We start from the raw sequence: 12,980 nt of genomic DNA on the forward strand, positions 1-12,980 counted from the left end.
TCAGTGATTTACGTATAACAGGGACTAAAACAGGGACTTTGAGTCCCTGTTTTTTATCGCCCTATTTTGTAATATTCTTTTTCAGCTTCTTTTTGCACATCCAGTCTTTCTATAGCTATATTAATCCGTTCGGAATTATTTTTATTAAATAAGAGCACATTTTCAATTGCTCGCTCCCCTAAATAATTTCCAGTCTCATTAATTTTCAACTGCATTTCCTTCTCCTCCCTATACTTCTCAACCAATCCCTCCCGAACATTAGGCAAATCCTCCAACCTTTTATCCAATTCAGCAATCTTATCTTCAGTAATTTTTGTCTGCTGTTCAATCTCCGTCACATTCACGCCTTTTTGAGAAAGAATATCAATTTCCTCTTGGACTTTCTCCTTTGTCAAATCAATCGTTTTCTGATAAAATGGAAGCTGGTTTCTCCAGTATTCGGCATTGTCGCCCTCTTCCTTGGAATAGCCTAAGATTCGGTTGTAGTTATGTTGCGCTTTAGTTACTTCTTCCTGAATTTTAATAAAACTGTCATATTTTCGAAGCACAAAAGCAGAATCAGCCAAAAATTTATTTTTTTCGGTTTCAATTTGCTTTTTCATCAGTTCAATTTCTATATTCGCTCTGGTTTCGGGATTCGTGATGATGGCGGTTTTCATTTCCTGCGTGCTGATGTCAGAAATATCTAAAACATCGGCTCCCTTCTTCATTGCCTCCAAGTATCTTGCCTGTTTGGATTGCAATTTTTGAAGCATAAAGACATCAATGCTGTCATTGGTCAACATAAAGTTGATTCTTACATTTTCGTTCCTATTTCCTTGTCGCCAAGCACGACCTTCCACTTGCCGTAGAGAGGTAAAGTTGTACGGAAGAGAAAGCATGTAAATATCCGTCGTATTTTCCTGAAGGTTCATTCCTTCCTGAATCGCCTCGCTTCCGATGACCACCTTTATTTTTCCGGAATTGAAATCGTCCTGAATCTTTAAACGGTTTGGTTTGCTGGTTGCTCCGGTGATGACTCCGACTTCTTCCGGTTTGTAGCCGACCTCCCGTACCAAATATTCCCTTAGTTTCGGAAATTCCGAAACAGCTAATTCAGAGTAGATAATCTGTCCCGAATCCGGAATGTCGTTTTTGTTCTGCCGAATCAAATCCATCGTTTGTTTTAGTTTCGGAGAATCCTCTATAAACTCTTCTAAAGACGGTTCTTCTCCTTCATAATAGGGAGAAAGATATGGTGAAATCGCAATCAAACGGGCATTAAGGATATGCGTAAGAATTGCCCCTTTTTGGGTTTCGGTAAAGTTTTCATTGAGCATTTCGTATTGCTCACTCGTTAAATAGTTCTGCTCAATCTTATATTCCTTGTTGATTCGGTTGGGCCGCACCAATTCGGGATTGTCTTCTTCGCCTTTGATATCAATAAATTCAGATAAAAGTTGCTGAAACAGCGAATTGTTTTTAAAACGTCGAACATTCGCCTTGAATTTCACATCACCTTTTGCGTCAATCTCCATGTCGTTGTCTGCCTCCATAAAGGTTTCAAAGAAGGTATTCACATTGAAGTAGCCCGATTCTTCTAATCTCTTGTTCGCAATCAAGGAGAGAATAGAATAATATTCCAATGGTTTATTGGTAAATGGCGTTGCAGAAAGCAAGGTAACATTTCTACCGTCGTTCTTTTCTTGGATGTATTGCGCAGCCATCCAAGTATTGATACCCAACTTTGAAGTCTGCTGGTTTTGATTTCTAAAGTCTGAAGCAAATCGGCGGTCTTCTATTCTTACTTTTCCTACGATATGGTTCGCGTTGTGGACTTCGTCATAAGTCAGATGGTCAAAACCAAAGTCTTCCCAATCGTAAATCTTGCCACGCTTCATTTTACCCACCAGTTCTTTTTCTTTTTCCAGTTCTTTCTGAAAATCCCTTTCGCTGATGGTGTTTACACTTCTTAATTCATTTTCTGAAATATAGGAGAACTTGGAAGCCATATTTTGGGTAATATTTTCAGAAAAACCGATATTGTTAAAACCCTCGTAAGTGACGATGGTGATTTCCCCGTCTTTATTATCAAATTTTGAGAGGTCGAAGTCTTTTCCGAGATTTCCCAAGACATTCACTTTGGCTTCGGGAATGGTTTCAAAAATGGTTTCCACCCACTGTTTCAGAATGCTGTCATTGGGAACGACAATCAGCGGTCTTTTCGCATTTCCTCTTTCCATCGCTTCGTGCATGGACAGGATTCCAGACAATGTTTTTCCAAATCCCACTTCATGTGCAAGTAATCCGACACCTTTCGTGGTCTGCCTTCCGATTCCGGCTTTCTGAACTTCAGTTAATCTAAGTTCTCGACCTTTAAAATTCAAATGGATTTTTGAAAACAAAGGAAACTTTGAATAGTCCGGAACATAGATGTTGTTGTAGTTTCGGTTAAAATCATTGACAAAACGCTTCCTTAAAGCGTCCGACAATTCTTCCCTCAAAAATTTTTGAAACAAGTCGTTGGCGGCGACTTTTCGTCTTTCGCGAACCAAGGCATTCCGTTCCTTGTCGCTTCCGGTAACGTTTTCGTTGTCTACAAAACTTCTTACTTCCCAAGATGAAGAACCTGCAAATGCCTCACTGGAAAGCGTTCCGACAAAATCCTTGAATTTTTCTGCAAGATTATAGGGAACCGTTACAGTTTCCGTCTGTCTTGTGTTTTGATTCCAGCGTTCCTTTTCTATGGTTCCCAAATCAAACTGGTGGACAAATTCATGATTCGGACTGATTGAGATTTCGTCTAAAGATTTTGGTTTTGGAAGAACATTGAGGAGTAAATCCTTTTGTTTCTCATATTGATTTTCTGTTCCGCCAACCGAGAACCTGTCCTTAAAGTCTATTTCCAGTTGTTCTAATTTGGCGTAGATATTCCCTTCGGCGTAATAAAAATCGTGAACCCAATTTCCGTCCATATAGTTGGCAAATTGGTAGTGCTTACCGTGATTGTTTAATGTGCCGTCGTAGGAAGTGTCCCGAAATGCCTCAATCTGTTCTTTAGTAATATCGGTACTGTTCTGAAGCGAGGCATTCACAATTTCATCGGCTTTGAAAAATTGGTATTTTAAAACCCCTTTCTTGATTTCCGGTTTGGTCTGAATTCGATATTCCGCATTTTTCTCTTTGTGGGACTGGATAATTTTATCCGCTTTACGATGAATTTCATCAATTTGGTCTTTCGAAAAATTTGGGGGATTATCAAAAATTTGGGTTTGGAGTTTGAAATACTTCTCAATCTCCTTTTCAATTGCGGGAGATTTGAATTTTACTTCATTAAGTCTGGAAAGAACTTGCTCAATTTTATCTTTCGTTTCTGCAAGGTCAATTTCTTCTGTTTTAGCGGGAATGGTGTTTTCTAAAGTTTTGCTTTTTGATTCTCCTTTAGGTTGATCAACCTCCAAAAACAAATCTTCAAAGAGGTTTCCAATTCTTTCGGTCTGCTTTTTATTTTTGAGTTGCTCAATCCTAGATAAGGCGTCCTCTAAATTTCCATAGACATAGTTTTCCAACCTCCCAAAACGGTTGGTTTTCTCTCGGGTTTCCCCTAAAATCCTGTCGGGATGTTTTTCAAAATAATTGGAAATATCTGTAGAAATTTTCTGGGAATTTTTTTGCAGAATAATAATGTCCGTTCCTACCTGAGTTCCGGCAAAAGCACCATTCGGCAGACGAAAACCTTCCAAAATATCTGCATTTTTTAGTTGGGCTTGTCGGTTCAACCAACCCGAAGGAAGCACCATTGCCAAAACTCCATTGGGTTTAAGAGAATCTAAAGACCTTTTGACAAAATAGTCCTCGTATTTGGAGATTTTGGGTTCTTCTCCCAAACCTTTGTATAATCCGCGATGGTCGCCGTAGGGTGGATTACCGATAACCAAATCGTATTTTTCGGCAAATTCCTTCTTGTTGCCTTTCTCTTCGATAAACTCGGTTTCAAAGGAGCGGAGATGGATGTGGGCTTCGGGATGAAGGATTTTCGCAATCTTTGCGGTGGTTTCGTTGATTTCAAAGGCAGTGATATTGGACTTGATTCCCAATTCTTTCACTGCATACAGAAAATTTCCCGTTCCAACGCTGGGTTCCAATACCGAAATTTCCTGCCTGTTCTTAAACTGGTCTTTGATTAAATTTCTGACGGCATCTACAATCCTTGAATCGGTGTAGTATTCATCCAAAATACCCCTGCCTTCTTTAGCTGTTCCGCCACTTTTGAATTGATGACAGATCTCTTTTAAATCCTCGGTAATGTTAAGACTTTCCTTGAGTTTAACTTGCTTATCGCTGGAAACAAAACAAGCTGCGGAAACAACTTCCGCAACTTGTTCATTGGTCAGTTTTTGACCTTTATATTTTGAAATAAGAACCCCTAATGCCTCATTGTTTTGAGTAGATGTTTTTACTATTTCTGCTATTCTATTGGATACATTTCTCCCGGATACGATTCCGCCCAAGGAATGTTCTGCTCCCTCATTTTTTGCAGCATTTTGCGGTTGTGTTCCGTCAACGGGTCCTCGCTCTGGTTTTCCGACCAGATGCTTCCAGATTGTGTCTTCAAGTCCATTTCCAGTATGGTTGCCGTCCACAGCTTGTCCTCCAAAGTGATTTCCGTTTTGCTTGGGTTTGCTTGTTTGGTTAGATTCTCCAGAATTTCGTTGAGAAAGTTCGGCTCCCAAGTGCTGAGTGTCGGAAATTCCTTCGGATTGAGTTCCATCGTCTTCATTTCTTATCGTTTTTTGTTCAACTAAAGTAGTATTTTTCTCTTGAACTTGGAGTTTATTTTTTAAATATTCTTCCAGGTTTTGGTTCCCATTTTCAGAAATTCCATACAGCAGGCGGATGTCCTTGATATTTTTATTTTGAAATTCATTGAGGATTTTTTGTGTAGACCTATTTCCGTCATCATCACCGGTTAGACACAGAAATATCTTTCCGTCGTAGTTTTTAAACCGTTCGACAAAGCTTCCAGTATTTTCATTATAATTGAGTGTTACAAGGGTTCTGCCGTTGTTTTGATTGTTTAGTTTCAAAAGTTCCAAAAACGAATCTTTGTCGTTATCGCTGTTAAAGACAATCAGTTCGTTTTTAGTTCCCTCAATAATGGAAATTTCTGAACTAGAATGATTTAAATAGGATGTCTCACTCACTTTTTCTGTTTTTTACGAAGTGGTTGAACTCAAAAATGTCTTTCGCCGTGTCGTCCCAGTTTTTTCTTGGAAGCAGTTGCAGGCTTACAAAGATGTCGGTCTTTTTATTGTAGGAATCGATGCGCTCCAATCTTCCGCCATAATCCTTTTCGGCGTGTCTGTAGAGGGAATACGGCAGAATCGTGTCTGTCGGATAGATGTAGAAACGGGTATAGTTCCAAGGCGAATTGATTTCGAAGCGTCTGTATTTTTTCTTGAATAACACCGTGTCGGAGAGTTTCCGCCTGTTATTATAGTTCGGAATCATTTCTTTTGAGAATATGGCGCCGTCCTTCTTGTTCCAAACCAATGCGGGTTTTTGTTTTTCAAGAATATCGGAAAGTATGATGTTGCCGTTTTCAGCATCCAATGGATAGCAGAAAGAATCTCTCACGAGATAGGCATTTTGATTCATTTCGGGAAAGGTGTGGTTTGGAACCAGTTCGATAATTTGGTTTTCCGAATAACTCATTTTCGAGATGTGGAAACTCTGCATCTTGTCCAATCCTCTGGAGGCATCAAAATAGACATTGGTAATGAGGTCGATTCCGCCTTTTTCGGATTTGATTTCCTTGTGGCAGGAATTTAGGATAAATACTGAAACGAAAACTAAAAATATGGATTTGATGTTCATAATGATTACATTTTAAAAAAAGCGGCAAATCAAAATTTGACTTACCGCCTTCGGATAATAGTCAGGTATTATTTATTATCGTTTGATGCTCTGTTCCTTCACATGGGCTTTCTCCTGTTTTTCTTCATTTTCCATTCCCTGCAAAGGTTTGTTGGTGTTGATGCGGTTCATGTCGTTGTCGTAAAGGTTCAGGTTCTTGTATTGCGGATTGAGCACTGCTTTTCCTTCCACCACCTTGTCGTCCATTTCAAATTTCACTTTCACCACATTTCCTTTTTCAAGTGACTTGATGGTGTTATCCCTGTATTCCGGCTTTTCGAAAACGAGGTTGGCTTTTTCCACGATTTTGTCGGTATCGACACCGTAGTTTTTGTAGAAATTCTGGAACATATAGTTTCCTTTCTCCGTCTTTGGCTCCTCAAAGTTGAACTGCACGAAGGCGGTTTCCGACTGGTCGCTTTTGGGGTTGTGGAACTCGATTTTCACGCTCCGTCCCTCCAAAAGATTTACGGCTTCTTTTGCGGTAAAGGTATTTTCTCTGTTTACCGAAAAATTGTGGGTGATTTCTTCGCCTTTCTCGTTCTTCAATTTGGCGTCGTAAGAGTTGAGGAAAACACCACCCGTTTCCGTCTTGTTGAATTTCAAGGCAAAATCAACCTTGTTTCCGGGCAGTGCCTTGTCCGAGGAAGTTTTGATTTCGAATTGCTGGTTTTTGGACTTGATGCCTTTTTCCAATTCTTTGTGAAGTTTTTCGTCTTCGCCGAAACCGAGGTATTTAAGCTGATTTTTTAGATAATCTACCTGGTTGAATTCTTTTTGTGTTTCCATAATGTTTGGGGTTTGATTGTTAAAATATTCTTTGTTTTTATTGAGGTGTTGTGTTAAGTCATCTCCGTTCATTTTGGCGTAATCTTTTATAGAAGGCTCTCCAATGATGTCGTCTATCGAAAATCCTGACCTTGTGGCATCCATTTCTTCTTTAAATCTCGAATGAAAATTACTTTGGCTGAATAAATTGCTCCGTTTTTTCTCATCGGGAAGAAAAAGACTTTTAAGGGAATCGATGATTTTTTCTGTTTCCTCATTTCCCTCGTAGGTAAGCAGTTCTCCGCCAACGAATAGCAAAACATGGTCTTCCGGCTTTCGATACAGCTGGATTTTTGAGGCAATCTGGCTGTAGTTCACTTTGTCGTCTTCCGTCAAGGAGATTTCAAATTCGTGCTTGGTATGACCTTCGGAATCGTCAATAAACAGTTTGACGTAATCCTTTTGTGGTGGTTCTTCCATATTTCTAAAATTTTTAGAGTAACTATTATTTAGGTTGTTTTCCGATACGCCGACAATGGGTTCCGCATTCAGATGGTTCTTGCTGAATTTGTCCAAAAGGTGGTCATAGACGTTGATTTTGGTCTTTTCGTAAAGGGAGTGGTAGTTTCCGCTTTCCAATAAAATCGCATCCAAAGCCGTGAACCCCATCAGTTCGAGTTTGTCGCGGTATTCCTTGTACATCTGCTCGTTTACATTGTTTCCATAAAGGATGACACCCGTTCCGGCGTGAATCGTCATCAGTTCGGTCAGTTTCTCGAACTGTCGATGCTGCGGAAGAATGAATTTCCCAACGATGTCGTTCGCATTGTTCAGGATGATGGCTTCCGTCTTGTCGGACAGTCCAAACTTTTGGCTTGAAATGTAGGCGGCGGAATCTTCGGGACTGTTGATTTTGAACGGCTGATAATTGGCGGCAAAAATCTGCTTGTTAAAGGAAAAGGTGCTGACTTTTCCCTGCTGTTGATTTTGCTCGGAAAGTTCCAGAACACGGTCGCTTCCCAAATCTCCGTTGAATACCAAATATTTCCCCGAACGCAGATTGATGACGATGCCGTCTTCCACCTTTATTCCTGTATGGTCGAAAATTTCGTGCAGTCTTTGCAACATGAGTCGGTCATGTTTGCTCGAAATCAGTTGTCCGCTCGGATGGTTGTGGACGAGCGTGATGCTTTCGGGCTGCATTTTGAAGACGTTTCCCGTCAACAACCGTAAATCCACAACGGTGGAAGTAATTCCGCCTGTCGAAAGATGTTGAACGAGATAACTGTCGTCCTTGAATTTGTAGAGTGCAAAGGTGTGTTCCACCGCCTCGTCTTCAAGCGCACGGAAAAGCCAAGCCACATCGTTCACATCAGAAATTTTGGTTCCCGCCATGAATGAAAGACTTTTGTTTTCCGAAAACTGCCGCTCTACGAGCGCAAAGTCATTGGCGTAACCTTGATTGTCCTTTTCCCGTAGGATGGCGGAATTTGGGTCAGCATCATTTCTCCCACTGAAGAGTTTGTACGGTAATATTTCGCCCGCCGACGTTTTGAGATATTGCGTATCCTCGTCCGTCGGAAATTGGAAATTCGTGTTCGGTCCATATTTGCTCTGGTAATTGATCGTTTCTGTTTCCATCTTTTCAAAAATTTATCTGCGGAATCCACGGCGTTTTTCCTGTTCCTGTTCGATTTCCTGTTCGATTTCTTCTTCCTGCTCTTCCCGGTTTCTGTTCGCGTCTTCGTACCTATCCCTGTCATTGACGTTCAGGTCAATTTCGGAATTGCCACCTTTTGAAATCTGCTTCTCATCGGGTGAGATGCTGTTTACGGTGTTGATTTCTCTGGAAACGATGTTCAAGTCGTTGGAAATTTCCTTGGCGATTTCGGGATATTGGTCGATTTTATCCATCAGGAAATTTTTCAGTTTCTGAAGTTCGTTTTTGTAGCGGTTCATTTCCGCGACATCCTTCTTGTCGGCAATGATTGCGGTGAGTTCGGTGGCATTTTTAATGAGGTCGAACTCGGCGACGATGTTGTTTTCCTTGTCGTAGATGAATGCCTTTTTTTCAAGCGAAAGTTTCTTCTCATTTTTGTTTGAAAGGTCTTGAATAGTGGAATACTCAATTCCATCCTTGCTGTTTCTGAGGATTTCGGAGATGCTTTTATCCCGCTCCAGAAAGATGACTTTCAGTCGGGTGTTGTTTTCCGTGAGTTGGAAAGTTGCCCTGTTTTTGTCGTTGTCTGCGACAATCGTGTAGCCCTGCAGAAATTTTTGGATGTCGTCCGCTTTCAGTTTTTTTGAAAATGACAAATCTTCATTGATGATTCCGAACTTTTTAAGTTCTTCGGTAGGTAGGTTTTCAGTTTGCATAGTAGGTTGCTATTAAATTGTTTGCTTTGTTTAGGTCGTTTAAGAAATGGTAGGGATTGATGCTTTGTCCAAACTCCTTTACTGCAAAATGCAGGTGCGGTCCGGTAGAGTTCCCTGTGTTTCCACTTTTCCCGATGATGAAGCCCGCCCTGACTTTTTCTCCGACTTTGTAGTAGATTTCGGAGAGGTGGAGATAGGAGGTTTCAAATCGGTTGAAATGTTTGATTTTGATGTAGTTTCCACCGCCTTTGGAATCCCAACCTGCTTCGGTAATGATTCCATCAAGCACGGCGTGAACATCTTCGTAGTTGGCTTTGAGGTCAATTCCGTTGTGCATTTTTGCAGTGCCGAAAATTGGATGCATCCTTGTTCCGTAAGGCGAAGTCACGCTAATTCTATTGCGCAAAGGCATTGAGATATTTTTCCGTAAACCTTCAAAGGTGGTTTCAAAATCCTTTTCCTGCTTTTTTTCGGGTTGAAAATTTTGCATCAGTTCAAATAGTGAATCTTTCATCTTTTTGTAGTCCACGTTACTTTGATTGTTTCCATTATGGTAGTTTTTAAGCATCGTCTTTAGAGAGTCGATTTGACTCGTTAACATCTTCATTGAACTTTCGGTTTCGTTTTTCAGTTCCGATTTTGGGGTGATGTTGAAGATTTCTTTCCACGATTTTTTCTCCTTTTTTTGGTTGGAATTCTCCTCTTTTGGGGTTTCCATAATTTTAAAGTCTTCCGTTTTGTGTGGTTTTGTCGGCATCAGCGTATTGAATTGAGCCATGGAATAACCGCCTGTTAAAAGGAGAATTGTTAATGTTATTATTGTCGTTCTATTTTTCATTTTTAGTAAATTCATTTACGATTAATTCAACCTCCTTATTGATTTTTCTGAAGTTGGTCATCAGGACATCGTTTTTCCTATTGTTTCCCATTTTGTCGACAAATGAGTAATAGGAAGGCATTTTCACATAGTTGTGTTCTTCCTGTTTGATGGCCTTCATATCCAAATTGATTTTGCCGTTCATCGCCGAAGTTTTGTATTCCTCGGTGTCGTTTTCCTCGCCCTGAGCAATCATTCCGACCATTTCGCCAGTTTTGAGCGTCGCAATTTTTCCTGCAGGAATCATAAAGTCCATTTTCTCGTTGATGCTGGTCGTCGTTCCTTGTTGGGAGATGGATTGGGAATAGGATTTTTGCTTGATTTTTCCGAACAGTTTCTCCAGCCATTCCAGAGTATTTTTGTCCCTTGCGGAACCTGAAAGGATATTTCCAACAATGGCGGAAATGGTGTCGGCAACTTCTTTTTTGTAAAACTGTCGGAGTTGTGGGATTTCCTGAAGTCCCAATAAGACCGCCACTTTGTTGCTCCTTGCGGTCGCCACCACGTTGTCGATTTTATGTATGTAGATGGTGGGAAACTCGTCAGCAATAATTCCTCCCGGCAAATTGTGTTTGGAGTTGATGAGTCGTAAAGTCCTGTTTAAAACCGATGAATAAAGGGCGGAATTGATGTCCTGCGTTCCTGGATCGGATGCCAAAATCAGGATGGAAGGATTCTCCCTGTTCGTAATTTTTAGTTCCACTTCGTCGCCCGAAAACACCCAGAAACTTTCCTTGGTCGCCAATCGTGAGAGAAATATCTTCAAGGTTCCGACCTGTCCCTCCAACTGGTCAAATGCCTTGTTTTCATACGCCGTCTTAAAGGGAGAAAGCAGTGAGAATATTTCCTCGTTGGTAAAAAGTGTGTCAAAAATCTCCTTGTAACTTCGGTTCATAAAGGACAGGATATGTGGTAAATCCGAATATTTTCCGTCCTCGTAGGTGGCAAAAAAGTAGATACTCGACGAAAGAAAGTTGATGGCAGATTGGGTGAAAAAAGCATCGGAGCCGCCTCCCGAACTTGAACCTCCCTTTTGGAGCGACGATACCATTGACTCCGCCATTTCCTGTGCTTCCGCCAAGGTTTGGATGTATTCTTTTTTCAATGGATTTACCCTTTTGGATTTTTCTACCTCGTTCAGATTGATGACATGAAAATCGTATTCATACCCTGAATCTTTGCTTTTCTTCAACAGATAATGGTAGTAGGCAATCTGCGCCAAATCGGGAAACTTGAAATCGTAAATACACAGGCAGAAGCCTTTCGCTATCATTTGCCTGATTGCGGGATTGATGATTCCGAAAGACTTTCCACTTCCAGGCGTTCCAATCACCATCGTCCCACGAAATGGATTGATATTGACCCATCCCTTGTTGATTTTTTTACTGTATCTGAAGAGATATGGGATATTGATCGAGGTGTCCGTTTCTACCAGTTCCTGATTTTGGGCAAAACTTTCTTCCTCTACATTCCATCGGTCTTTTCCCATTTTTTGTTGCATGAGTTTTGAGATGGCGTCTGCTCCCATTTGAAGGATTACTGCACCCAAAAAAGACAATACGGCATAGATGACCTGATAAAGATTCAGTGCAGGAAAAATTTTAGGGAGTTTGGAGTTTCCTGCCTCGTTTTGCCAAACGAGTGAAGAAAAAATCATCAACAAGCCCAATATCATGGGGATTACGATTTCCGTGGCGATGTTCAAATCCTTTTTCTTCTTCGCCTTTGTCCCGACAGCAACCAATCCAATCAGAATCAGGGTCGCAAACTTTGCGTTGATGGGTGGGTAAAAGAAACTCATCTTCGAGAAATTTTTCAATAGATTTGAAACTATAGGAATATCTGCATCGAGGTAGAAAAGCGACGCACAATCCAATGCCACGACCGCATAAACCGCCTTCTGAAGGAATCCGTAAATCTTAATTTGGTGTTGTTGTTCCTGCATTACTTCCTATAAATTGTAGTTTTTTAAAAACTCTTTCTCTTTTTCCTCAATACGGTCTTTACCATAAATCTTCACTGCAATCTCCTTATACCACGCTTTCAGATAAGCCATTTTTATAATTTCCTTTTCTATTTCCTTCTTTGCTTTTCTGAGACGGAATAAAAAAAATATGGATATGCAAGAAGCGATGAAAGCGATGAACGCCAGGAGAAGGACAATAATTAATTCTGTTGGTAATGGGTTCATAACTAAAATGTATCTGCTTTTAAAATATCTGAATAATTCACCTTCATCTCGATGGTTCTTCCCGAGAGTTGTTCCTCAATCAGGCGGATCATCATCACCTTGCTGTTCGGAAAAGTGAATTTTTTGAAGACATAGATGTTTCTGAAATTTTTCCTGAAATGTTTCGGGGCGTAAAGTCTAAAAATCGGTGTCATCTCGATGCTTTGATTGTTGGTCGCCTTGTAGATTTTTTTGTCCTCGATGGAAAATTTTAGGTCTTCGATATCGTAACTCAGGTTCGAGCTGTTTTTGAAGGTCATATCGAGAAAGATGTAGTCGCTGATAACGTACACATTGTTGAGCTGCATACTGAGTTTAAGGTCTTTTTGCTCCCTGATTGGATTTTCTTCCGTCTTCTTCTGGATGATGTCCATCGCAAACTTGGTCAGCTCCAAGTTGGAAAAACGGGTTTTGTCCAGTTCAATCGGCTGCATCTCTTCTGGCTGGATATGGATGTTGGTCACGGTGTTTTTATTTTCCGAATTTCTGTAAATAGCCTTATATTGGGCAATAAAAGACTGACCTACAACGGTTATTATTCCTATTTTGTCGCCATTCAATAAAGAGGTGGTTTTTGCCTTTTCCTTTGGGTCGACGTTGGTAGGAGCATCCGTGATCTTGATTCTCGCGATATTGATGTTCGGTAGATCACCCGTGAGTTTTTGGGTGGACAAATCCACATATTGGATGGGTTCCGGTGAGATGATGTGCAGGTTGACGCCCTCCGTAATCACTAGTTCGGGCAATTCCGAAATGACTTGTTCCTTGGTTGCGGTTTGGGCAATAAAAAGGTTGGATATAAGGAATAATAGGATATTGATTGCTGTTTTCATT

At 40.6% G+C, this 12,980-nt stretch carries 8 protein-coding genes; all 8 read right to left on the reverse strand.

What is annotated here, in order from left to right; all coding sequences use genetic code 11:
* Positions 1-53: 53 nt before the first annotated feature.
* The 8 genes from OK344_RS12635 to OK344_RS12670 all read right to left on the reverse strand — a co-directional run bounded on the left by OK344_RS12635 (position 54) and on the right by OK344_RS12670 (position 12,979).
* Positions 54-5,183, reverse strand: a complete 5,130-nt coding sequence (locus OK344_RS12635; RefSeq protein ID WP_265145113.1) for a helicase-like domain-containing protein — start codon at positions 5,181-5,183, stop codon at positions 54-56.
* Positions 5,176-5,856 (reverse strand): hypothetical protein, encoded by a 681-nt coding sequence (locus OK344_RS12640; RefSeq protein ID WP_024565606.1) that lies wholly within the window; start codon positions 5,854-5,856, stop codon positions 5,176-5,178. Before OK344_RS12640 ends, OK344_RS12635 begins: the two co-directional genes overlap by 8 nt.
* Positions 5,857-5,931: 75 nt before the next feature.
* Positions 5,932-8,304: a JAB domain-containing protein gene (locus OK344_RS12645; protein ID WP_024565605.1), complete on the reverse strand. Its 2,373-nt coding sequence runs from the start codon at positions 8,302-8,304 to the stop codon at positions 5,932-5,934.
* A 12-nt stretch (positions 8,305-8,316) separates the two neighbouring features.
* On the reverse strand, positions 8,317-9,039 hold the full coding sequence (locus OK344_RS12650; protein ID WP_024565604.1) for a hypothetical protein: 723 nt from the start codon (positions 9,037-9,039) through the stop codon (positions 8,317-8,319).
* On the reverse strand, positions 9,029-9,877 hold the full coding sequence (locus tag OK344_RS12655; RefSeq protein WP_024565603.1) for a M23 family metallopeptidase: 849 nt from the start codon (positions 9,875-9,877) through the stop codon (positions 9,029-9,031). Before OK344_RS12655 ends, OK344_RS12650 begins: the two co-directional genes overlap by 11 nt.
* Positions 9,867-11,861, reverse strand: a complete 1,995-nt coding sequence (locus OK344_RS12660; protein ID WP_024565602.1) for a type IV secretion system DNA-binding domain-containing protein — start codon at positions 11,859-11,861, stop codon at positions 9,867-9,869. Before OK344_RS12660 ends, OK344_RS12655 begins: the two co-directional genes overlap by 11 nt.
* Positions 11,862-11,867: 6 nt before the next feature.
* On the reverse strand, positions 11,868-12,107 hold the full coding sequence (locus OK344_RS12665) for a hypothetical protein (RefSeq protein WP_024565601.1): 240 nt from the start codon (positions 12,105-12,107) through the stop codon (positions 11,868-11,870).
* Positions 12,108-12,109: 2 nt separating this feature from the next.
* Complete coding sequence (locus OK344_RS12670) at positions 12,110-12,979, reverse strand: DUF4138 domain-containing protein (RefSeq protein WP_024565600.1); 870 nt, start codon at positions 12,977-12,979, stop codon at positions 12,110-12,112.
* Position 12,980: the final 1 nt, after the last annotated feature.

It is taken from the genome of Kaistella yananensis (assembly GCF_026107505.2).
Taxonomy (GTDB): Bacteria; Bacteroidota; Bacteroidia; order Flavobacteriales; family Weeksellaceae; genus Kaistella; species Kaistella yananensis.

What these genes read in the sequence shown, in the direction of transcription:
- OK344_RS12640 (WP_024565606.1), bottom strand. Translation starts at nt 5,856, where the DNA reads ATGAACATCAAATCCATATTTTTAGTTTTCGTTTCAGTATTTATCCTA.
- OK344_RS12645 (WP_024565605.1), bottom strand. Translation starts at nt 8,304, where the DNA reads ATGGAAACAGAAACGATCAATTACCAGAGCAAATATGGACCGAACACG.
- OK344_RS12650 (WP_024565604.1), bottom strand. Translation starts at nt 9,039, where the DNA reads ATGCAAACTGAAAACCTACCTACCGAAGAACTTAAAAAGTTCGGAATC.
- OK344_RS12655 (WP_024565603.1), bottom strand. Translation starts at nt 9,877, where the DNA reads ATGAAAAATAGAACGACAATAATAACATTAACAATTCTCCTTTTAACA.
- OK344_RS12660 (WP_024565602.1), bottom strand. Translation starts at nt 11,861, where the DNA reads ATGCAGGAACAACAACACCAAATTAAGATTTACGGATTCCTTCAGAAG.
- OK344_RS12665 (WP_024565601.1), bottom strand. Translation starts at nt 12,107, where the DNA reads ATGAACCCATTACCAACAGAATTAATTATTGTCCTTCTCCTGGCGTTC.
- OK344_RS12670 (WP_024565600.1), bottom strand. Translation starts at nt 12,979, where the DNA reads ATGAAAACAGCAATCAATATCCTATTATTCCTTATATCCAACCTTTTT.